Source organism: Pseudomonas alkylphenolica (assembly GCF_000746525.1).
Classification (GTDB): domain Bacteria; phylum Pseudomonadota; class Gammaproteobacteria; order Pseudomonadales; family Pseudomonadaceae; genus Aquipseudomonas; species Aquipseudomonas alkylphenolica.
This window is the reverse complement of sequence record NZ_CP009048.1, coordinates 5,052,918-5,073,297: the sequence shown is the minus strand read 5'-3', so window position 1 is coordinate 5,073,297 and position 20,380 is coordinate 5,052,918. Positions and strand designations below refer to the sequence as shown.

18 protein-coding genes and 1 pseudogene are annotated in these 20,380 nt (G+C 62.1%); 12 read left to right on the top strand and 7 right to left on the bottom strand.

The features are described 5' to 3' along the window. Entirely contained in the window at nucleotides 1–765 is a 765-nt protein-coding gene (locus PSAKL28_RS23325; protein ID WP_038614942.1) for a sulfite exporter TauE/SafE family protein, read from the top strand. On the opposite strand, the gene PSAKL28_RS23320 is transcribed toward PSAKL28_RS23325, so the two are convergent. After that, complete coding sequence (locus tag PSAKL28_RS23320; RefSeq protein WP_038614940.1) at nucleotides 755–1,069, bottom strand: putative quinol monooxygenase; 315 nt, start codon at nucleotides 1,067–1,069, stop codon at nucleotides 755–757. The two genes, PSAKL28_RS23325 and PSAKL28_RS23320, sit on opposite strands and share 11 nt — an antisense overlap. A 198-nt stretch (nucleotides 1,070–1,267) precedes the next feature. Here PSAKL28_RS23320 and mdaB point away from each other — a divergent pair, with 198 nt between their 5' ends. The 3 genes from mdaB (at nucleotide 1,268) to ggt (ending at nucleotide 4,607) form a co-directional block, all read left to right on the top strand. Beyond that, nucleotides 1,268–1,858: an NADPH:quinone oxidoreductase MdaB gene (mdaB, locus tag PSAKL28_RS23315; protein ID WP_038614936.1), complete on the top strand. Its 591-nt coding sequence runs from the start codon at nucleotides 1,268–1,270 to the stop codon at nucleotides 1,856–1,858. A 67-nt stretch (nucleotides 1,859–1,925) separates the two neighbouring features. Continuing rightward, entirely contained in the window at nucleotides 1,926–2,822 is an 897-nt protein-coding gene (locus PSAKL28_RS23310; protein WP_038614935.1) for a LysR family transcriptional regulator, read from the top strand. Nucleotides 2,823–2,939: 117 nt separating this feature from the next. Then, nucleotides 2,940–4,607: a gamma-glutamyltransferase gene (gene ggt, locus PSAKL28_RS23305; RefSeq protein ID WP_038614932.1), complete on the top strand. Its 1,668-nt coding sequence runs from the start codon at nucleotides 2,940–2,942 to the stop codon at nucleotides 4,605–4,607. Between the two features lie 91 nt (nucleotides 4,608–4,698). Here the strand turns inward: ggt and PSAKL28_RS28745 are convergent, their stop codons facing one another. The 3 genes and pseudogenes from PSAKL28_RS28745 to ypfJ all read right to left on the bottom strand — a co-directional run bounded on the left by PSAKL28_RS28745 (nucleotide 4,699) and on the right by ypfJ (nucleotide 7,699). Further along, nucleotides 4,699–5,412, bottom strand: a complete 714-nt coding sequence (locus tag PSAKL28_RS28745) for a methyl-accepting chemotaxis protein (RefSeq protein WP_442604625.1) — start codon at nucleotides 5,410–5,412, stop codon at nucleotides 4,699–4,701. A gap of 141 nt (nucleotides 5,413–5,553) precedes the next feature. Then, nucleotides 5,554–6,483: pseudogene (locus PSAKL28_RS28740) on the bottom strand (methyl-accepting chemotaxis protein); the annotation flags it as partial. 334 nt (nucleotides 6,484–6,817) lie between these two features. Further along, nucleotides 6,818–7,699: a KPN_02809 family neutral zinc metallopeptidase gene (gene ypfJ, locus PSAKL28_RS23295; RefSeq protein WP_038614926.1), complete on the bottom strand. Its 882-nt coding sequence runs from the start codon at nucleotides 7,697–7,699 to the stop codon at nucleotides 6,818–6,820. A 200-nt stretch (nucleotides 7,700–7,899) separates the two neighbouring features. On the opposite strand from ypfJ, the gene pcaH reads away from it, so the two are divergent. Next, the gene (pcaH, locus tag PSAKL28_RS23290; RefSeq protein WP_038614923.1) at nucleotides 7,900–8,619 is read left to right on the top strand and encodes a protocatechuate 3,4-dioxygenase subunit beta; all 720 of its coding nucleotides are present in this window, start codon (nucleotides 7,900–7,902) and stop codon (nucleotides 8,617–8,619) included. Between the two features lie 11 nt (nucleotides 8,620–8,630). Then, nucleotides 8,631–9,236 (top strand): protocatechuate 3,4-dioxygenase subunit alpha, encoded by a 606-nt coding sequence (gene pcaG, locus PSAKL28_RS23285; protein WP_038614920.1) that lies wholly within the window; start codon nucleotides 8,631–8,633, stop codon nucleotides 9,234–9,236. A 79-nt stretch (nucleotides 9,237–9,315) separates the two neighbouring features. Here pcaG and PSAKL28_RS23280 read toward each other — a convergent pair whose 3' ends face one another. Beyond that, nucleotides 9,316–11,034 carry an FAD-dependent oxidoreductase gene (locus tag PSAKL28_RS23280; protein ID WP_038614917.1) on the bottom strand — a complete coding sequence of 573 codons (1,719 nt, stop codon included), beginning with the start codon at nucleotides 11,032–11,034 and terminating at the stop codon, nucleotides 9,316–9,318. A gap of 177 nt (nucleotides 11,035–11,211) precedes the next feature. On the opposite strand from PSAKL28_RS23280, the gene PSAKL28_RS23275 reads away from it, so the two are divergent. The 3 genes from PSAKL28_RS23275 to PSAKL28_RS23265 all read left to right on the top strand — a co-directional run bounded on the left by PSAKL28_RS23275 (nucleotide 11,212) and on the right by PSAKL28_RS23265 (nucleotide 13,824). Beyond that, the gene (locus tag PSAKL28_RS23275; protein WP_038614914.1) at nucleotides 11,212–11,988 is read left to right on the top strand and encodes an IclR family transcriptional regulator; all 777 of its coding nucleotides are present in this window, start codon (nucleotides 11,212–11,214) and stop codon (nucleotides 11,986–11,988) included. Between the two features lie 125 nt (nucleotides 11,989–12,113). After that, entirely contained in the window at nucleotides 12,114–12,929 is an 816-nt protein-coding gene (locus tag PSAKL28_RS23270) for a sugar phosphate isomerase/epimerase family protein (RefSeq protein ID WP_038614912.1), read from the top strand. Between the two features lie 16 nt (nucleotides 12,930–12,945). Continuing rightward, nucleotides 12,946–13,824, top strand: coding sequence for a DMT family transporter (locus tag PSAKL28_RS23265; protein WP_038614910.1), 879 nt, complete (start codon nucleotides 12,946–12,948; stop codon nucleotides 13,822–13,824). On the opposite strand, the gene PSAKL28_RS23260 is transcribed toward PSAKL28_RS23265, so the two are convergent. After that, nucleotides 13,821–15,161: an MFS transporter gene (locus tag PSAKL28_RS23260; RefSeq protein WP_038614908.1), complete on the bottom strand. Its 1,341-nt coding sequence runs from the start codon at nucleotides 15,159–15,161 to the stop codon at nucleotides 13,821–13,823. The two genes, PSAKL28_RS23265 and PSAKL28_RS23260, sit on opposite strands and share 4 nt — an antisense overlap. Nucleotides 15,162–15,463: 302 nt before the next feature. On the opposite strand from PSAKL28_RS23260, the gene quiC reads away from it, so the two are divergent. Together quiC and PSAKL28_RS23250 are read left to right on the top strand one after the other, a co-directional pair. Continuing rightward, nucleotides 15,464–17,371: a 3-dehydroshikimate dehydratase QuiC gene (quiC, locus tag PSAKL28_RS23255; RefSeq protein WP_038614906.1), complete on the top strand. Its 1,908-nt coding sequence runs from the start codon at nucleotides 15,464–15,466 to the stop codon at nucleotides 17,369–17,371. Nucleotides 17,372–17,448: 77 nt separating this feature from the next. Beyond that, on the top strand, nucleotides 17,449–18,117 hold the full coding sequence (locus tag PSAKL28_RS23250; protein ID WP_038614903.1) for a TetR/AcrR family transcriptional regulator: 669 nt from the start codon (nucleotides 17,449–17,451) through the stop codon (nucleotides 18,115–18,117). Between the two features lie 56 nt (nucleotides 18,118–18,173). Here the strand turns inward: PSAKL28_RS23250 and PSAKL28_RS23245 are convergent, their stop codons facing one another. Beyond that, nucleotides 18,174–19,034: a shikimate dehydrogenase gene (locus PSAKL28_RS23245; protein WP_038614900.1), complete on the bottom strand. Its 861-nt coding sequence runs from the start codon at nucleotides 19,032–19,034 to the stop codon at nucleotides 18,174–18,176. A gap of 160 nt (nucleotides 19,035–19,194) precedes the next feature. On the opposite strand from PSAKL28_RS23245, the gene PSAKL28_RS23240 reads away from it, so the two are divergent. Beyond that, nucleotides 19,195–20,364, top strand: coding sequence for an alkaline phosphatase family protein (locus PSAKL28_RS23240; protein ID WP_038614898.1), 1,170 nt, complete (start codon nucleotides 19,195–19,197; stop codon nucleotides 20,362–20,364). Nucleotides 20,365–20,380 lie beyond the last annotated feature (16 nt).

Here is a 20,380-nt window from a genome sequence, read left to right as displayed (position 1 = left end):
ATGACGACCCTATTTGGTTTTTATCAGGAAATCGGTCCAGCGCTTTCCCTGCTGGTGGCATTCACCTTTCTGCTGGCGGGGGCGGTGAAAGGTGTTATTGGCCTGGGCTTGCCGACCATCGCCATGGGCCTGCTGGGCCTGGCTATGTCACCGGCGCAGGCTGCGGCCCTGTTGATCGTGCCCTCGACCCTGACCAACCTCTGGCAGTTGGCGGCGGGCGGACATCTGCCGGCCTTGTTGCGGCGGCTGTGGCCGATGCTGGCGATGATCTTCATCGGTACGCTGCTGGGCAGTGCCTGGCTGGGCATCAACAGCGGCGAGTGGGCGGCACAGGCACTGGGCGGCGCATTGCTGGTCTATGCGCTGTACGGTTTGTTCGGGCGTGGTTTCAGTGTGCCGCTGGCATGGGAGCGCAGGTTGGGGCCCCTCTGCGGACTGTTGACCGGTCTGATCACCGCTGCCACCGGTGTCTTTGTCATTCCAGCGGTGCCCTACCTGCAGGGGCTGGGCCTGAACCGCGACGAGATGGTCCAGGCACTCGGCCTGTCCTTCACCGTCTCGACGCTGGCCCTGGCGATGGGCCTGGCCGGCCAGGACGCACTCGGCGCCGAGGCGTTGGGCGCGTCGCTGCTGGTGCTGGCGCCAGCGCTGCTGGGCATGCTTTGCGGCCAGTGGTTGCGCCAGCGCATCAGTGCGGCATTGTTCAAGCGCTGCTTTTTTACCGGCCTGGCAGTGCTAGGCGTGCACCTGTTGCTCAACGGCTAGCCGAGGACGGGCTGAGCATTTCGATCAGTTGAATGTCGAAGTCGTGCTCAAGGTAGTCCATGCGCTTTTCGAAGAACGCTTGCATGTGCGGCAGGGCCGAGTGCACGTCCAGTGCGGCCTTGCTGGCCCAGATTTCGTAGAACACGAACAGGCTTGGATCTTCCTTGTCGCGCAGCATGTGGTATTCGATGCAGCCAGGTTCGGCGCGGCTTGGCTCGACATAGGCGCGGAACAGGGCTTCGAAGGCTTCGGCTTGTTCCGGACGGGTCTTGGCTTTGAGAATGAAGCCGTAGGGTTCGCTCATGAGGTCGACCTCTGGTGGGAGAGGACCTGATTTTATTTCAATAATGTAGATGTGATTCGTGCTTTTCAGTCAAAAGTATTTTGTCAGGGCGACGGTTTTTCCCGCGCAGTGCATCCCCTAATCTGCCGCCATCCAAATTCAACCGGTCCCAGGCCGTCGCAGACAGCGCAGCGGATCGAACGACAGATGAGGCAAGTGATGAAAAAAGTCCTGTTGCTCAACGGCGGTAAAAAATTCGCCCACTCCGATGGCCGCCTGAACGAGACCCTGCACGAGGCCGCCCTGGCCTTCCTCGACCGCGCCGGTTTCGACATCAAGACCACCTACATCGACGGTGGTTACGACAACGCTGAAGAAGTGCAGAAGTTTCTCTGGGCCGATGTGATCATCTATCAGATGCCGGGCTGGTGGATGGGCGCACCCTGGACCGTCAAGCAGTACCTGGATGAAGTCTTCACTGCCGGTCACGGTAGCCTGTACGCCAACGACGGTCGCACCCGTTCCGATGCCTCGCAGAAGTACGGCAGCGGCGGTCTGATTCATGGCAAGCAGTACATGCTGTCGCTGACCTGGAACGCGCCACAGCAGGCGTTTGATGACCCGAGCGATTTCTTCGAAGGCAAAGGTGTCGATGCGGTGTACTTCCCGTTCCACAAGGCCAACCAGTTCCTTGGCATGAGCGGTCTGCCCACCTACCTGGCGGTGGATGTGATGAAGCGCCCGAACGTCGAAGCCGCAGTGGCCGCCTACGAGCAGCACCTGGCCCGGGTTTTCCAGATCCCGGCCTGATGAAACCTTGCGCTGGCCGCGCCAAGCGGCTATCTATCACGGCTGTTGCTCACCCCAAGGTACAGCCGTGAAAGCCAGGTCCGATGAATTACAGGTGTTCGTCTCGGTGATCGAGTGTGGCTCGATTTCCGCCGCCGCCGAACAGAGCGGGCAGACGCCTTCGGCGATCAGCCGGACCCTGTCGCGCCTGGAAGCCAAGCTTGGCACTACGCTGATCAACCGTACTACCCGGCGCATGGACTTGACCGAAGAAGGGCGATTCTTCTTCGAACGGGCCAAGGCGATCCTGCAACAGATGGACGAACTTGAAGAGCACCTGTCGGTGCATCACCAGACGCCTTCCGGACGCCTGCGCATCAATGCCGCCTTGCCCTTCATGCTGCATGCCATCGTGCCCTGGGTCGGCGAGTTCCGCGCGTTGTACCCGCAGATCCAGCTGGAGCTCAACACCAGTGACCTGATCATCGACCTGATCGAACAGAGCACCGATGTCGCCATTCGCATCGGCGAGCTGGCCGACTCCAGCCTGCATGCCCGCTCCCTCGGTTGCAGCCCGCTGAGCGTACTGGCCAGCCCCGAGTACCTGGCGCGCCATGGCACACCGGAGCGGGTTGAAGACCTGCAGGCGCATTCGCTGCTCGGTTTTACCCAGACCGAAACCCTCAACCATTGGCCGTTGCGCCATGTCGAGGGGGACCGCCTGCTGATTCGTCCGAGCCTGTCGGCTTCCAGCGGTGAAACCTTGCGCGAGCTGGCCCTGGCCGGCGAGGGTATCGCCTGTCTGTCGCACTTCATGACGCACGAAGATATTCGCAGCGGCCGTTTGCAGGTGGTTTTGCCCGAGCACAGCAGCGGCTATCGGCAACCGATCAACGCGGTGTATTACCGCAACTCGCAGCTGGCCCTGCGTATTCAGTGCTTCCTCGATTTCATCCAGCACAAACTGGCGATCTACGCCTGCTGATCGCTCTCGCTGCGACATAAGCTTCCTGCGAGCGGCGATTTTTCCTGCGGTGTTTGATTAGTTTTCTGACATCAGCCTTAATGGCTGTTCAACGAAAACAACACCAAGGAAGCTTTCATGCGCGTTGTGATGTTCCGAACCCTGGGCCTGAGTGCCGCAATACTCGCCAGTTCATCGGCTTTCGCCGTGACGTTGGACGGTGGCGCGGTGGCCGCACCCGATCAATATGGTGCACAGGTGGCCGCCGAAGTTCTCAAGAAGGGCGGTAACGCGGTAGACGCCGCTGTCGCCACCGCCTTCACCCTGGCCGTGACCTACCCCGAAGCCGGCAACATCGGCGGCGGCGGTTTCATGACCCTGTACATGGATGGTAAACCCTACTTCCTCGACTACCGCGAAGTGGCGCCCAAGGCTGCCAGCCGCAACATGTACCTGGATGAAAAGGGCGAGATCATCGAGAACCTGAGCCTGGTCGGTGCCCGCGCCGCTGGCGTGCCGGGTACGGTGATGGGCTTGTGGGAGGCGCATCAGAAGTTCGGCAAGCTGCCATGGTCTGAGCTGATCACCCCGGCCGTGGGCTACGCCAAGAACGGTTTCAAGATCGCTGCCAAGCAGTATCAATACCGTGAAGATGCTTTGGGCCTGTTCAAGGACAGCACCAACTTCAACGACTATTTCGGCACCATGAAAGTCGGCGAGACCTTCAAGCAGCCGGAGCTGGCGCAAACCCTGGAGCGTATTGCCGACAAAGGTGTCAGCGAGTTCTACCAGGGCAAGACCGCCGAGCTGCTGGTCGCACAGATGCAGGCCGACAATGGCCTGATCAGCAAGGACGACCTCAAGGATTACAAAGCGGTATGGCGTGAGCCGATGGGCATCGAGTGGCGCGGCAATATGGTCTATACCGCGCCGCTGCCAAGTTCCGGCGGGGTCGCGCTGGCGCAACTGCTGGGCATCAAGGAAAACCGTGCGGCCGACTTCAAGGGGGTCGAGCAGAACTCGGCGCGCTACATTCACCTGCTGGCGGAAATCGAGAAGCGGGTGTTCGCTGACCGTGCCGACTACCTGGGTGACCCGGATTTTTCCAAGGTGCCAGTGGATAAGCTGATCGCCAAAGACTACATCGCCAAGCGTGCACAGGAGGTCAACCCGACCGCCATCTCCGACACCGAGAAAGTCCGTCCGGGCCTGGAACCGCATCAGACCACGCACTTCTCCATCGTCGACAAACAGGGTAACGCGGTCAGCAACACTTACACCCTGAACTGGGACTACGGCAGTGGTGTGGTGGTTAAAGGTGCAGGTTTCCTGCTTAACGACGAGATGGACGACTTCAGCTCCAAGCCGGGTGTGGCCAACGCCTTCGGTGTAGTCGGCGGTGATGCCAACGCCATCGAGCCGGGCAAGCGCATGCTTTCTTCGATGGCGCCGACGCTGGTTACCCGTGATGGTCAGGTCACCCTGGTACTGGGCACACCGGGCGGTTCGCGGATCTTCACCTCGATCTTCCAGGTGCTGAACAACCTGTATGACTACAACCTGCCGCTGGAAAAAGCTGTAGCCGCGCAGCGCGTGCATCACCAGTTGCTGCCTAAGGACACCATTTACTTTGACGCTTATGCACCGCTGACCGGCAAGGTCGCGGATGAGCTGAAGAAGATGGGCTACACCCTGGAAGATCAGGGTTGGGAGATGGGCGATATCCAGGCGATCCGTGTGAGTGGTACGGCGCTGGAAACTGCTTCCGATCCGCGTGGGCGTGGGGTAGGGCAGGTCGTTAAGTAACTAATCCCGGTGGGAGCGGGCTTGCCCCGCGATAGCGATCTGTCAGGCAAATCGCATCGCGGGGCAAGCCCGCTCCCACCGAGGTAGTGCTTTACACGCGGAAGTGGCTGACCATGGTCTGCAACTGATTACCCAAACGCGCCAGTTCAACGCTGGACGCCGCGGTTTCATCGCTGGCCGCCGCCGTCTGTTCCGACACATCGCGCACGTTGATGATGCTGCGGCTGATCTGTTCGGCTACCGCACTCTGCTGCTCGGCTGCCGCGGCGATCTGCTGGTTCATCGACTGGATGTTCGACACCGTGCGGGTGATGCTTTCCAGCGAGGCACCGGCCTTGCGGGTCAGTTCGACGCTGCTGTCGGTCAGGTTGCGGCTGCCGAGCATCACATTGGCCACCTGCTGGGTACCGCTCTGCAGGCCGGCGACCAGCTCTTCGATCTCTTCGGTGGACTTCTGCGTGCGCTGGGCCAGGCCGCGAACTTCGTCGGCAACCACGGCAAAACCACGTCCGGCTTCACCAGCACGAGCTGCCTCGATGGCGGCGTTGAGCGCCAGCAGGTTGGTCTGTTCGGCCACCGACTTGATCACGTCCATGACGCTGCCAATCTTCTGGCTTTCCTGTTGCAGCAGGCCCATGGCTTCAGTGGAGCGGTGCACTTCTTCGGCCAGGCGTTCGATCTGGCTGATCGCCTCGGCAACCACCTGGTCACCGGCTCGTGCTTGCGCATCGGCGTCGGTTGCCGCAGACGAAGCGTGCTCGGCATTGCGCGCGACTTCCTGCACGGTGGCGGCCATTTCGTGCATGGCGGTGGCGACCTGGTCGGTCTCGACTTTCTGGCTGTTGACCCCGGCGCTGGTTTCTTCGGTCACGGCCGATAGCTCTTCGGCGGCGCTGGCAATCTGGGTGACGCCATCGCGGATGCCGCTGATCAGATCGCGCAGGGTCGAACCCATGCGCTGAATGCCCTGTTGCAGCACACCCAGCTCGTCGCGACGGGTAACGCGCAGGTTGTGGGTGAGGTCGCCGGCGGCGATCTTTTCCACCACGGCCAGGGTTTCGCGCAGCGGCCGGGTGATCTGGCGGGTGATGATCACTGCGGCCAGCACACCGACCAGCAACGCCAGCAGCGTAGCGGTGAGCTGCAGGGTACGGGCCTGGGCACTTTCGTTGTCACGGCGTTCGAGCTGGATCTTGTACAGCGCGTCACTGATCTTGACGATGGTGGCGCCTTGTACGGTCATTTCCTGGCGAGCGACGGCAACATCGGCGGTGGCATCGCGGAACTGACGCACGGCGTCACGGTAGGCCAGTACTGCGCTTTCGAACTGCTGGATGCGCGCAGCTTCGTTTGGCATCTGGCGGTTCAGGCTGGCGATCTCGGCCAGGGCGCCATCGAGCTGGCGCAGCGCCAGTTGTTCGGTTTCGCTGCTGATGTCGGCGATATAGCTGCGCACGGCCAGGCGCACCTGGAACAGCTGTTCCTTGGCCTGGGTGATGGTGCGGAATTGTTCCAGGCGGCTGGCGTCACCTTCAGGCAGGGCGAGGATGTCGCGGTTGATCGCCTCGACCAGGTCGATGGCGCGTGCAGCGGCCAGGTTCATCGCATCGCGCGCGGCCAGGCTGGTCTTGTAGCCGGCGCGCATCTTGTTGATCGAAATCTGATACGCGCTGATGGTCTGGCCCAGTTCCTGGAGCAACTTGACGTTTTCCGGGCTCTTGAAGCTTTTCAGCAGCTTTTGCTGCTGTTCACTGAAGGCATTCAACTTGACCTGGACAGCGCCGGCGGCGGCGTCGTCGCCGTTGGTCAGCATGTACTGCAGGCGGGTGATGCGCAGATCGGTCAGGTCACCGTTGAGCTGGGTGATGTCGCTCATCCAGTTACTGCGGTCGATCAGCCCACCCATGCTGTTCCAGCCGGTCAGGGCCAGCAGGCTGGTTAGCAGCAGCACCAGGCCGAAGCCCAGGCCGAGTTTCAGGTTGACGCTGATGTTGGCAAACCAGCTATTCATACGATCCCTCCAGGAATGTTGTGCTTCTTGATCCATATCGCTGGAAGGTTGTTGTTTTTGAAGGCCAGCCGATCTTCTGAGCAGGATATATCGGCGGCTTGCGCCGGAGCTGAAACGCTTTTTCAGCAAAAATGCTCAACGGTAGTTTCGGCGTATTTCCGCGGCAGGCTCAGGGCTGCCGCAGATCTACAGGAGGGGATTAGAGGGCGCGGCTGGTGAAGGTGTCACATTGGTTGATATCGCCCTTGGCAAAGCCGGTCTTGAACCAGCGCACACGCTGCTGCGAGGTGCCGTGGGTAAAGGAGTCCGGCACCACCCGGCCCTGACCTTTCTGTTGCAGGCGGTCGTCGCCAATGGCGTTGGCGGCGTTCAGGGCTTCTTCGATATCGCCGGGTTCGAGCCAGTTCAGGCGTTGTTGCGCTTGGTACGCCCAGACGCCGGCCAGGCAATCGGCTTGCAGTTCCTGACGCACCAGCAGGCCATTATCGCCTTCCATCCGCTCACCCCGCTGACGCGCGGCCTGGACCTTGGCCGACACCCCGAGCAGGGTCTGCACATGGTGGCCGACTTCGTGGGCGATGACATAGGCCTGGGCGAAATCGCCGGCAGCCGCGAAGCGCTGTTCCATTTCGCGGAAGAAACTCATATCCAGGTAGACCTTCTGGTCGGCCGGGCAGTAGAACGGGCCGACCGCCGAGGAGGCGAAGCCGCAGGCCGAGTTGATCTGGCCGCTGAACAGGGTCAGGGTCGGGTCTTTGTACTGGCGCCCGGCCTGGGCGAAGATCGCCCGCCAGGTGTCTTCGGTGTCACCGAGGATCGAGGCGACGAATTCGGCTTGCTCGTCATTGGCCGGTGGTGCCTTGCCGGTGTCGGTACTGACCGGTGCACTCTGCTGGCCCATCTGTCCGGTCAACTGGCCGAGAATCTGTAGCGGGTCTTGCCCGGTCATCCAGCCGATGCCGACGATCAGCAGGATCGCACCGATGCTCAGGCCCTTGCCACCGCCGAAGCGCATGCCGCCGCCACCCTCGCCACGGGCATCGACCACATTGTCGCTACGCCTGCCTTTTCGCCATTGCATGAGTGCTCTCCCGCGCTTGGAAACATGAGCACAAAGATTAGTTCACCGCGTGTCGCTCTGTCAGATTCCTGGAAGACACATAACCATTTGGTTATCCAAGGCGGGGTTATTTTCAATATTCCTCAGGCCAAACATGCCGGAAACTGCAAGCTCGCCTGCCACGCCCAGGCGTTCCAATAATTCCAAGACAGGAGAACGGCATGTCTGCGCAAGACAATAGTCGCTTCGCTATCCGTGATCGCAACTGGCACCCGAAGGCCCTTACTCCGGATTACAAAACCTCCATTGCCCGTTCGCCGCGTCAGGCCCTGGTGAGCATTCCGCAGTCGATCAGCGAAAGCACAGGCCCGGACTTTTCTCACTTGAAGTTCGGCCAGCATGACCATGACCTGCTGCTCAACTTCAACAACGGCGGGCTGCCCATTGGCGAGCGGATCATTCTCGCCGGGCGTGTCTGTGACCAGTACGGCAAACCGATTCCACATACCCTGGTGGAAATCTGGCAGGCCAACGCCGGTGGCCGCTACCGTCACAAGAACGACCGTTACCTGGCACCGCTGGACCCCAACTTCGGTGGCGTTGGTCGTGCCTTGACCGACAGCGAGGGTTACTACAGCTTCCGCACCATCAAGCCGGGTCCGTACCCTTGGCGCAATGGTCCCAACGACTGGCGTCCGGCGCATATCCATGTGTCGATCAGCGGCCCGTCGATTGCCACCCGCTTGATCACCCAGCTGTATTTCGAAGGTGATCCGTTGATCCCGATGTGCCCGATCGTCAAGTCGATCGCCAATCCCGAGGCGGTGCAGAGCCTGATCGCGCGGCTGGACATGAGCAACGCCAACCCGATGGATTGCCTGGCCTATCGCTTCGACATCGTCCTGCGCGGCCAGCGCAAGACCCACTTCGAAAACCGCTGAGGAGGTTTCCCATGCCTATCGAACTGCTGCCGGAAACCCCTTCGCAGACTGCCGGCCCGTATGTGCACATTGGTTTGGCCCTGGAGGCCGCCGGCAACCCGACCCGCGACCAGGAGATCTGGAACCGCATGGCCCGGGCCGATGCGCCGGGTGAACATATCCTGGTGTTCGGCAACGTTTATGACGGTAACGGCCATCTGGTCAGGGATTCGTTCCTGGAGTTCTGGCAGGCCGACCACAATGGTCAGTACCAGGGCGATTTCGACCTGGAACAACCGTTCAACAGCTTCGGCCGTACCGCCACCACCTTTGATGCGGGTGAGTGGACCCTGCACACCGTCAAGCCGGGTGTGGTGCGCAATGCAGCTGGCGTGCCGATGGCGCCGCACATCAACGTCAGCCTGTTTGCCCGCGGGATCAATATCCATCTGCAGACGCGTCTGTACTTCGATGACGAGGCCCAGGCCAACGCCCAGTGTCCGGTGCTTAACCTGATCGAGCAGCCGCAGCGGCGCGAGACCCTGGTGGCGACCCGCTGTGAGGTGGATGGCAAGTTGGCGTATCGCTTTGACATCCGCATTCAGGGTGAGGGCGAGACGGTGTTCTTCGATTTCTGATTTGTGCTGGTGCTATCGCGGGGCAAGCCCGCTCCCACAGGTGGGGCACCCTCCCGGTGGGAGCGGGCTTGCCCCGCGATCATTCGTACTCGGTGACCCCGGCAATATGCCGCCCGGCGATGTAGCCAAACGTCGCCGCAGGCCCCAGATTGATCCCGCCTGCCGGGTAGTGCCCGCCCATGATGCTGGCCATGTCGGTTCCCACTGCATACAACCCGTCGATGGGTTGACGCTGGCTGTCCAGGACCTGGGCATGCTGATTGGTCCGCAGTCCGGCAAAGGTGCCAAAACACCCCGGCTCGACTTTTACCGCATAGAACGGCCCTCGCTCGATCGGCGCCACGCACGGATTCGGTGTGTGCAGGGCATCGCCCTGTTTGCGGTTGTAGGGCGTCGAGCCGCGGCCGAATGCCGGGTCTTCACCCAGGCGGGCATGGTGGTTGTACTCATTCACGGTATCGCGCAAACCTTGTGGATCGATGCCACAGGCGCGCGCCAGCGCTTCGATGGTCCTGGCGGTTTTCAGGTAGCCCGAGGCAATGAATGGCTGCAGCGGCAGCGGAAAGGGGCGGGACATGCCGAGGCCATAACGGCGCTGAAAGACGTGGCTGCAAATCAGCCAGGACTCGACCTTCTCACCGGGTGCCTGGGCGACCATGGCGCTGACGTAGTCGTAGTAGCCATCGGCTTCGTTGACGAAGCGTTTGCCGTTGGCCAGTACGCCGATGATGCCGGGCTTGCCGCGCTCGATGATGTGCGGGAAATGGCCGACAGTACCGTCTTTGTGCGGCACCCGTGAAACCGGCGCCCAGGCCACCGGGCTGTGCAGGTCATCGGCGACCTGGCCACCAACACTTTCACCCAGTCGCAGGCCATCACCGTTGGCGCCCAAGGGCGGCAAGGCCAGGTGTTCATGGCCGCTGGGCGTGCGCGGGAACAGGGCCTTGCGCCGTTCGATGTCATTGGCAAAACCGCCGGCGGCGAGAACCACGGCCTTGCGCGCATGAATACTGACAGGGCCGCGCGCAGTGTCGATCACCGCGCCGCAGACCCGGCCCTGCTGGTGAAGCAGCCGTTTGGCCGGCGCCGACTCCCAAAGCAACACCCCCAGATCTTCCGCCGACCTGGCCAGCCGCGCGACCAGGGCGACGCCGTTGACCAGTTGCATGGCCCGGCCGTGCAGGGCGAGGTCGAGCAGGTGACGGCTGAAACGCTTGCTGACGTGCAACAGTGAACGCCACGAGCGGGTCAGGGTCAGGAAGGCGCCCAGATCTTTGCCTGCCATGATCGGCATGCCTATGAACGAGGTTTCGCGCATGGTTTTGCGCAGGCGCTTGAGCAGTTTGCCGACCTGGCGTCCGTCATAGGGTGCGGCGATTACCGAGCGTCCACCGGTACCGGCGCCAGGTGTATTACCGTGGATGTCGGCAATGCCGTTGCCGTCGGCGAATTGCAGCGCCGTATGGCGCTCGAAAAACGACACCATGTTCGGCGCCGCTTCAAGAAAAGCGTCGATCATTTGCGCGTCGAATCGCTCGCCCAGTTCGTGTTCCAGGTAGGTGCGCGGTTGGGCACGCTCCTCGATGATGCCGGCGCGTTGCGCCAGTGGATTGCACGGTATCCACATCCAGCCGCCGGACCAGGCTGTAGCACCACCGAACACCGGGTCCTTTTCCACCACGATGACTTTCTGCCCATGCCAGGCGGCGGTTACCGCCGCAGACAATCCGGCCGCGCCGGAGCCGATGACCAGTACATCGCAATCCACGCGGGTAGACGTGGGGGTATCGACAGCCATGGGCAGTGTCTCCTCGAACAGTGAGTTTTGTTATATTCTGGAACAAGATTCCATATTCTATGATTCGAAGCACTGCCCGGCCAAGCGGCCAGGCGACAAAGTGGGCGAAGATCGGACAGTGTTTTGCGCTTTGCCTCGCGCTCTTTAGAATCGGCAAAATTTTCAAGGACCATGACCATGGCCGGCAGTCAGATCGAACGTGCGTTCAGCCTTCTCGAACGCCTCACCAGCGAACCCCGCGGGCTGCCCCTGCAGACCCTGGCCGAAGAGCTGGATATCCCCAAGAGCGCCACCCACCGCATGCTCGCCGAGTTGATGCGCCTGGGTTATGTGCGGCAGAACCTGGAGAGCAGCCGTTACCACCTGAGCACTCGCTTGGTGGCCATGGGCTTTCGCTACCTGGCCAGCAGCGGCGCCGATATCGTTCAGCCGATTCTCGATCAGCTGGCGCAACAGACCGGTGAGCTGGTGCGCCTGGGGGTGATCGACGGTGACCGCCAGACCTGGATCGCCAAAGCCCAGGGCGCCCGTTCCGGCCTGCGTTACGACCCGGATATGGGCCGCGATGCACCGCTGTTCTACACCGCTTCCGGGCATGCCTGGCTGTCCAGCCTCAGCGATGCCCAGGCGCTGGTGCTGGTGGAGCGCCAGGGCATTGCCCGGCGTGAAGACTTTGGCCCCAATGCGCCGGCTTCCAACGCCGAACTGCTTGAACGCCTGCGCCTGACGCGTGAGCACGGTTATGCCTGGGTGGTGGAAAGCTCGGCGGTGGGCACTTCGGCACTGGCGGCGGTGGTGCGTCATCCGCTCGATGGTCATGCGGTGGGGGTGCTCAGCGTGGCCGGGCCCAGTGCACGGATGAGCGAAGTGCGCATGCACGAGCTGGCGCCGGTGTTGCTGGCGGCAGCGGCGGAGTTGTCGGCGGCGAGCCCTGCGTCTGAGTTGTTTGTTTAAAAGGCATCGCGGGGCAAGCCCGCTCCCACAGTGGGAGCGGGCTTGCCCCGTGATGTTTTTTTGCTTGCACTGAAAGTGGAACATGGTTCTAAATATTCCAAGCCCACTTTCCGAGATCACAAACTATGACGCAACGCGTGATGTCCCTCGCCGCCCTGACGGTACTTGAGCTGTCACCTGTGGAAATGGTCGAAGTCGCCGCTCGCGCCGGCTACAGCCATGTCGGCCTGCGCCTGGAACCGGCCACGCCTGAGGAGCATCACTTCCCGCTGGTAGCGGATGCCGGGCTGCGCCGCCAGACTGCCGCACGCCTGCGCGATACCGGCATCAAGGTGCTGGACGTGGAGATCCTGCGGCTCAAGCCAGAGACCCGTGTCGCCGATTTCGAGGCCCTGCTGGCCGTCGGCGCCGAGTTCGGTGCCAGCGAACTGCTGGTGGCCGGCAATGACCCCGATGAATCACGCCTGACCGCGCACTTCGCCGAACTGTGCGATCTGGCCGCGCAATACGGGCTGCACCCGCATCTGGAGTTCATGCCCTGGACCGATGCCAGCAACCTCACCCAGGCACTGCGCATTGTCGAGCGGGCTGAGCGTGACAACGGTTGCGTACTGGTCGACGCCTTCCATTTCGACCGTTCGGCCTCGTCGCTGGATGACCTGCGCCAGATCGCCCCTTCACGCCTGCGTTATGCTCAGCTGTGCGATGTGGCAGGACCGCGTCCTGACGACATGGCCGAGATCCTGCGTCAGGCGCGCAATGAGCGGCGCTTCCCCGGTGACGGTGATTGCGATCTGGCCGGGCTGCTGGGCAGTCTGCCGCCGTCGATTCCCTTGAGCCTGGAGATTCCCACCCGGCAATTGTACGAACAGGGTATCAGCGCCCTGCAACGGGCTCAGATGGCCCTGGACAAAACCCGCCTGCTGCTCCTGCAGCACTGACCTGCGAGCCGATCCCATGCCGCGTGCCACCACGCTCAACGATACCAGCCAGCCATTGCGAGGGATTCTGCTGGTGGTGCTGGCGACGTTTCTGTTTGCCAGCCATGACGCCCTGTCCAAATACCTGGCCGGGTTCTATCCGATTCTCTGGGTGGTCTGGGCCCGCTATCTGGTGCACACCCTGTTGATGATGGCGATCTTCCTGCCGCAGTCCGGGTTGCGTGTGTTACGCACGCGGCGGCCGGGGCTGCAGGCCTTGCGCGCATTGTGTCTGCTGGGCACCAGCTTGCTGTTTACCACCGCTTTGCAGTACATCCCGCTTGCCGAAGCGACCGCAGTCAACTTCCTCGCGCCCTTGCTGGTGACGGCGTTGTCCTTGCCGTTGCTGGGCGAGAAGGTGACCCGTGGCCAGTGGGTGGCGGTGCTGGTGAGTTTCGTCGGCGTGACGGTGATCGTCCATCCCGGCGGCGCCCTGTTCACCCCGGCAGTGCTGCTGCCTTTCGGTTCGGCGCTGTGTTTCTGTTTCTACCAGTTGCTGACCCGCAAGCTCAGCGGAATTGACAGCCCGACCACCAGCAACTTCTTCACCGGGGTGCTCAATACGCTGGTGATGAGTGCCATCGTGCCGATGTTCTGGCAAACGCCGAGCCTGATCCACGGATTGATGGCGGTGGCGCTCGGTACCTGCGGGATGACCGCGCACCTGTTCCTGACCCAGGCTTTCCGCCACGCGCCACCGGCCATGCTGGCGCCGTTCAGTTACTGCCAGATCGTGTTCGCCGGGATACTCGGCCTGGTGCTGTTCGGACACAGCCCGGACATGGCCGGGCTGGTCGGTATCGCGCTGATCTGCCTCAGCGGCCTGGGCGCTGCCTGGTTGCAGCGCAAGCCTTAGGCTTCGACCTTCGGCACTTTGCGCGGGGCCATCAGGTACATCCAGGTCAGGGCAATGAAGTACATGGCCGGGATCATGGTGAACAGCAGGGTGTAGTTGTTGTTGGTGGTGGTCAGGATGTAGCCCACCAACTGGGTCATGAACATCCCGCCGATGGCCGCGCACATGCCACCGAAACCGAACACCGTACTCATCATGTGCTTGGGCGTGTAGTCCATCACCAGGCTCCAGATATTGGCGGTCCAGGCCTGGTGCGCGGCGATTGCCAGGGAGATGGCCAGAACCGCAACCCACAGGCTGCTGGCGCCGGCGGCGAAGATCACGCCGATGATGGTGATCGCAAACAGCAGCATCGACAGCAGGCGAGCCTTGACCGGCGCCATGCCACGGCCAATCAGGAACGACGAGAGAATGCCGCCGCCAACACTGCCGAAGTCGGCGCTGATGTAGATGACGATCAGCGGAATACCCATCTGCGTCACGCTGATGCCCAGGTTGTACTGCTGGTTGAGGAACGGCGGCAGCCAGTACAGGTAGAACCAGAACACCGGTGCGGTCATCGAGTAGGCCAGGGCGAAGGCCCAGGTGCCGCGCATGCGCAGGATGCGCGAAAAGGGCACACGCGCCTGTTCCGGTTCCTTTTCGCCCTGTACGTAGGCCAGTTCTTCCTTGCTGACGCTTGGATGGTCTTCCGGATTGAAGTACTTCAAGCCCCAGAAAATCACCCACACCAGGCCCAGCGCGCCCATGCCCATGAACGCAGCCTGCCAGCCCCAGACGGTAAGAATCAGTGGCAGCAGCATCGGCGTGAACATCGCCCCGACGTTGGTCCCGGCGTTGAAGATGCCGGTGGCCACCGCCCGCTCGCCGGCCGGGAACCACAGGCGGGTGGTCTTGACGCAGGCCGGGTAGTTGGCGGCTTCGGTCAGGCCGAGAATGAAGCGGCAGACCATGAAGCCCACCGCCGAAGTGGCCAGGCCGTGAGCACCGGTGGCCAGGCTCCAGAGCAGCACGGCGCAGAAGAACACGCGCTTGACGCCGATGCGGTCGATCAACCGGCCCTGGAGGACGAAGCCGATGGCATAGCCGACCTGGAACCAGAAGTTGATGTTGGCGTAATCCATTGCCGTCCAGTTCATTTCCTTGGCCAGGATCGGCTGCATGACGCCCAGGGCGGCGCGGTCGATGTAGTTCAGGGTGGTGGCAAAGAACACCAGGGCAAGCATGACCCAACGGGTCTTGCCGACCGCCATGGCGCCACGGATCTTGTCGCCGATGCCGGCGTGCGGGTTGCTGGCCAGCGGCTGGGCCATGCGGGAACTGTGCGAATGGATCATGGGAGGGTTACCCGTATTTTTATGTTTATGGGTCAAGCCTGGGTTACGCAACGCTAAGGACGCCGGGGTGTACGGCGGTCGGTTGGAACGGCAGGGGTCGAGGCGCTTTTGGCGCGTCGAGCATCACTGCCCGGTGTCGAAATGGTGCGCCTGTGGTCAAAAAAGGGTCAATTCGTAGAACGCTATTATGGGCGATAATCGAACACAAAACTAACCAGTTAGTACCTTTTTGATTGAGCAAAAAGTGTGCAACGCCAATACTCGCAGCATCCGGGTTTTGCCTGCCCATCGGAGCCATAAAAATGCAGCGTTCAATTGCCACCGTGTCCTTGAGCGGTACCTTGCCTGAAAAACTCGACGCCATTGCCGCCGCGGGCTTTGACGGGGTCGAGATCTTCGAAAATGACTTGCTCTACTACGCCGGCAGCCCGCGGGAAATCCGCCAGCGCTGTGCCGACCTGGGCCTGGCAATCACTTTGTTTCAGCCATTTCGCGATTTTGAAGGCTGCCGTCGTGAGCGGCTGGCGCGCAACCTGGACCGTGCCGAGCGCAAGTTCGACCTGATGCAGGAGCTGGGAACCGATCTGGTGCTGGTATGCAGCAACGTGGCTGCCGATGCACTGGGCGAGCGCCAGGTGCTGGTCGACGACCTGCGCCTGCTGGCCGAGCGCGCCGGGGCCCGCGATCTGCGCATCGGCTACGAAGCATTGGCCTGGGGCCGGCATGTGAACACCTGGCAGCAGGTCTGGGACATCGTCAAGGCCGCGGACCATGCCAGCCTGGGGATGATTCTCGACAGTTTTCATACCCTGTCGCTCAAGGGCGACCCGAGTGCGATCGCCGAGGTCCCCGGCGACAAGATCTTCTTCGTGCAGATGGCTGATGCACCGCTGCTGGCGATGGATGTACTGGAGTGGAGCCGGCATTTTCGCTGCTTCCCGGGGCAGGGCGAGTTCGATCTGGCGGGCTTTCTGGCACCGATTCTGGCCAGCGGCTATCGCGGGCCGTTGTCGCTGGAAATCTTCAACGATGGTTTCCGCGCCGCGCCACCGCGCGCCAATGCCGCCGACGGTCTGCGTTCGCTGCTATATCTGGAGGAGAAGACCCGCCAGCGCCTTGCACAGCAGACTTCGCAAGCGCAGGACGATCTATTGTTCGCGCCACCGCCAGCCAGTGCCTACGATGGTATCGAGTTTCTTGAATTTGCCGTTGACGACGCCCTCGGCGCCAAGCTGGGTAACTGGCTGGAACGCCTGGGCTTCACCCGCACCGGTACCCACCGCTCGAAGAATGTCAGTTTGCTGCGCCAGGGCGATATCAACCTGATCCTCAACGCCGAGCCTTATTCGTTTGCCCACAACTTTTTCGAAAGCCATGGCCCGTCCTTGTGCGCTACGGCAATCCGGGTCAAGGACAGTGCCCAGGCGCTGGCTCGCGCGGTGGCCTTTCATGGCCAGCCTTACCGCGGCCTGGTCGGACCGAACGAGCGCGAGCTGGCGGCGGTGCGTGCGCCCGATGGCAGTCTGATCTACCTGGTCGATCAGGACGCCGAAGGGCGGACCATCTACGATACCGATTTCAGCCTGGTGCAAGCCTCGGGTAACAGCCTCGGCCTCAAGCGCATCGATCACATGGCCCTGGCCTTGCCGGCCGATGGCCTGGACAGTTGGGCGCTGTTCTACAAAAGCTTGCTGGACTTCACCGCCGATGACGAAGTGGTCCTGCCTGATCCTTATGGCCTGGTAAAAAGCCGGGCGCTGCGCAGCCGTTGCAGCTCGATCCGCCTGCCGTTGAACATCTCGGAAAACCGCAACACCGCCATCGCTCATGCCCTGTCGCATTATCGCGGCTCGGGTGTGCATCACATCGCCTTCGACTGCGACGACATCTTTGCCGCGGTCAAGCAAGCCAAGGAGGCCGGTGTGGCGTTGCTCGACATCCCGCTCAACTACTACGACGACCTGGCTGCGCGCTTTGATTTCGACGACGAGTTCCTCAGTGAGCTGGCTTATTACAACGTGCTCTATGACCGTGACGCCCAGGGCGGCGAGCTGTTTCACGTGTATACCGAACCGTTCGAGGAGCGCTTTTTCTTCGAGGTCTTGCAGCGGCGCAATGGCTACAGCGGCTACGGCGCGGCCAACGTCGCCGTGCGTCTGGCGGCCATGGCCAAGGCCCGTGCGGGCGCCCCGGCACAGGCCCGCTTGTAGGGCGGGGGCCGGCAGGCTTTCTTCCTTATCTCCCGGGGCTCATAATCACCGGGTTAACCGTTGGCCACGAGTCCCGTATGACAACTACTCCAGCACTCTGCGCCGCCCCTGAACCAGTGGCGCGCAAGGGGCGCAAGAACAATCCGGAAAAGACCCGCGAGAACATTCTCCAGGCGGCGATCAGCGAGTTCGTCCAGCAAGGGCTGGCTGGCGCCCGGGTCGATGCCATCGCCGAGCGCACCCAGACCTCCAAGCGCATGATCTACTACTACTTCAACAGCAAGGAGCAGTTGTACGTCGAGGTGCTGGAGAAGCTCTACGGTGATATCCGCAACACCGAGAGCAGCCTGCACCTGGCTGAACTGGAGCCGCGTCAGGGCATTCGCCGGCTGGTGGAGTTCACCTTCGATCACCATGATCGCAACGTCGATTTCGTGCGTATCGTCTGCAACGAGAACATGCATCACGGCGAGTATGTGAAGCGCTCTGCGGTGATTCGCTCGATGAACAAGACCGTGCTCAATGCACTGGACGAGATCCTGCGCCGCGGGGCTGCCGAAGGGGTCTTCCGTCAGGGCCTGGAGGCGCTGGACGTACACCTGTTGATCAGTTCGTTCTGCTTCTACCGGGTATCGAACCGCAACACCTTTGGCGAGATCTTCCAGGTTGATTTCGAAGATGCGGCGCTCAAGGCGCGTCATCGCGAGATGATTTGCGAGTCGGTTTTGCGTTTCCTGCAAGCCTGATCTTCGCGGGGCAAGCCCGCTCCCACTGTGGGAGCGGGCTTGCCCCGCGATGCTTTTCAGCTACCCATACTATTGAAGTGTTCAAGCATCCGCGCCGCATCCGGCTGCAAGCCACTGAACAGCTCAAACGCCTTCACCGCTTGAAACACCGCCATGTTCGAACCATCCAGGGTGCGACAGCCCAAGGCCCGGGCCTCACGCAGCAGTTCGGTTTGCAGCGGAAAGTAGACGATCTCCGCGACCCACAGATCAACCCTTAGCAATGCCTTGGGCACCGGCATGCCCGGCAGTTTGGCCATGCCCATCGGCGTGGTGTTGACCAGACCATCGGCTTCGCCCAATGCATGGGCCAGGTCGTGCCCGACGCGGGCACGGCTGCCGTCGAAATGCGCATTGAGGTTATCCACCAGCGCCTGAGCCCGAGCCAACTCGACATCGAATACCGTTAACTGCCCGACCCCTTCGGCCAGCAGCGCATGGGCCACCGCAGCCCCGGCACCGCCAGCGCCCATCTGCACCACCTGACGACGTGGCGCGTCGCTCAAGCCGCGGCGAAAGCCTTCGGCGAAACCCAGGCAGTCGGTGTTGTGGCCGATACGCTTGCCGTCCTTGAGCACCACGGTATTGACCGCGCCGATGCCTCGGGCCTCGGCAGAGAGGTCATCGAGCAACGGCAGGATTGCCTGTTTGCACGGGAAGGTGATGTTCAGGCCGGTGTAACCCATGGCTTCGGCAGCGCTGAGCAGTTGCTCCAGGGCGCTGCAGTCGAGTTTCAACTGATCCAGGTCGATCAGCCGGTACAGGTAGTTAAGGCCCAGGGCATGGCCTTCGTGCTCATGCAGTGCCGGGGTGCGTGAGGCCTGGATACCTGCACCGATCAGGCCGGCGAGGATGCCAGGAGAGGGGGCCGGATTCATGGGGAAACTCCATTGTTGTTCTTGGGAAGAGGCTTTCGCTGAAAATGTACCGTTTGGTTAATTTGGTCAATCGATGAGCGCGGTCGCGGGCGTTTTTCTGTGCGCTGATCGCACAGCCTGTGCTACACCTGTTGATTCGCACCTGCCCACGGAGGGAAACATGGCAATGCCGTTCAACGACTCGCAGTTGCTGGGTGAAACCTGGCCGGGCCTGGCCAACCTGACCCAGTCGATCTTCGCCGCCCTCGGTGGCCAGGGCTTTCGTAACAGCTTCCGCCTGGATCGCTCGCAGGCGACCTGCCTGCTGCTGATCGACGGCCTGGGCTGGAACCTGCTCCAGGCCCATGCCCGGCACGCACCATTCCTCGCCTCATTGATGCAGCCGGATTCGTATTTTCGCGTGGGCTTTCCGGCGACCACCGCCACCAGCCTGGCCTCGGTGACCTCGGGGCTTGGTAGCGGTGCGCATGGCATGGTCGGCTGCAGCTTTGCCCTGGATCAGCAGACCGAGTTGTCGCCGTTGTCGTGGACCACTGCTGCGCTGCAAGTCGAAGCACAGCCAGGTGCAGCTCCGGCACCGGAATCGTTCATCGTGCCGCCCGATGCCTGGAGCCTGGCCCGCGCGCAGGGCATTGCCGTCAGCACGGTCATGCTCGGCCGCTATGCCAACTCGGCGTTCAGCCAGGCGATCTACAAGGCCGGACGGATACTCCCGGCCCCGGCCTATGACGCCTACCCGGAACTGATCAATGCAGCGCTGGCGACTGAAGATCCGGCCTTCTGTTTTGCCTATTTCGGCGACCTGGATTTTGCCGGGCACCTGTTCGGTCCGGGCTCCGAGGGCTGGCTCAAGCAACTGGAAATTGCCGACCAGCTGGCTCAGGCCATCGCCCGCAAGCTGCCGGAGCGGGTGCAGCTGATGGTCATCGCCGACCACGGCATGCTGGCGCTGGACAGCGACCAGGTGCGTGACTTCGACCTCGACCCGGTGTTGCAGGAGGGCGTGCGCGCCATCGCCGGTGATATCCGCGCGCGCTACCTGTATGTGCCGAGCCAGCAGGACCGTGTGCACCAGCGCTGGCAGAATCACTTGGGCGAGCAGTACCAGGTCTTGTCCAAGGCCCAGGCGATTGCTGCGGGCTTGTTCGGCGATGTCTTGCTCAGCCAGGCCGAGGCGCGGATTGGCGACCTGATCGTGGTGCCGACCGGGGCGGGCGGGATTATTCGCAGCGAAGTGGAAAAGCACGCCAGTCAATGGCGTGGGCACCATGGTGCGCTGACGGATGAAGATCAGCAGGTGCCCTTGTTGATGTGCGCGGGGCAGGGCTGAAGGAGCGGCCTCGGGC

What these genes read in the sequence shown, in the direction of transcription:
- PSAKL28_RS23325 (WP_038614942.1), top strand. Translation starts at nt 1, where the DNA reads ATGACGACCCTATTTGGTTTTTATCAGGAAATCGGTCCAGCGCTTTCC.
- PSAKL28_RS23320 (WP_038614940.1), bottom strand. Translation starts at nt 1,069, where the DNA reads ATGAGCGAACCCTACGGCTTCATTCTCAAAGCCAAGACCCGTCCGGAA.
- mdaB (WP_038614936.1), top strand. Translation starts at nt 1,268, where the DNA reads ATGAAAAAAGTCCTGTTGCTCAACGGCGGTAAAAAATTCGCCCACTCC.
- ggt (WP_038614932.1), top strand. Translation starts at nt 2,940, where the DNA reads ATGCGCGTTGTGATGTTCCGAACCCTGGGCCTGAGTGCCGCAATACTC.
- PSAKL28_RS28745 (WP_442604625.1), bottom strand. Translation starts at nt 5,412, where the DNA reads ATGCACGAAATGGCCGCCACCGTGCAGGAAGTCGCGCGCAATGCCGAG.
- ypfJ (WP_038614926.1), bottom strand. Translation starts at nt 7,699, where the DNA reads ATGCAATGGCGAAAAGGCAGGCGTAGCGACAATGTGGTCGATGCCCGT.
- pcaH (WP_038614923.1), top strand. Translation starts at nt 7,900, where the DNA reads ATGTCTGCGCAAGACAATAGTCGCTTCGCTATCCGTGATCGCAACTGG.
- pcaG (WP_038614920.1), top strand. Translation starts at nt 8,631, where the DNA reads ATGCCTATCGAACTGCTGCCGGAAACCCCTTCGCAGACTGCCGGCCCG.
- PSAKL28_RS23280 (WP_038614917.1), bottom strand. Translation starts at nt 11,034, where the DNA reads ATGGCTGTCGATACCCCCACGTCTACCCGCGTGGATTGCGATGTACTG.
- PSAKL28_RS23275 (WP_038614914.1), top strand. Translation starts at nt 11,212, where the DNA reads ATGGCCGGCAGTCAGATCGAACGTGCGTTCAGCCTTCTCGAACGCCTC.
- PSAKL28_RS23270 (WP_038614912.1), top strand. Translation starts at nt 12,114, where the DNA reads ATGACGCAACGCGTGATGTCCCTCGCCGCCCTGACGGTACTTGAGCTG.
- PSAKL28_RS23265 (WP_038614910.1), top strand. Translation starts at nt 12,946, where the DNA reads ATGCCGCGTGCCACCACGCTCAACGATACCAGCCAGCCATTGCGAGGG.
- PSAKL28_RS23260 (WP_038614908.1), bottom strand. Translation starts at nt 15,161, where the DNA reads ATGATCCATTCGCACAGTTCCCGCATGGCCCAGCCGCTGGCCAGCAAC.
- quiC (WP_038614906.1), top strand. Translation starts at nt 15,464, where the DNA reads ATGCAGCGTTCAATTGCCACCGTGTCCTTGAGCGGTACCTTGCCTGAA.
- PSAKL28_RS23250 (WP_038614903.1), top strand. Translation starts at nt 17,449, where the DNA reads ATGACAACTACTCCAGCACTCTGCGCCGCCCCTGAACCAGTGGCGCGC.
- PSAKL28_RS23245 (WP_038614900.1), bottom strand. Translation starts at nt 19,034, where the DNA reads ATGAATCCGGCCCCCTCTCCTGGCATCCTCGCCGGCCTGATCGGTGCA.
- PSAKL28_RS23240 (WP_038614898.1), top strand. Translation starts at nt 19,195, where the DNA reads ATGGCAATGCCGTTCAACGACTCGCAGTTGCTGGGTGAAACCTGGCCG.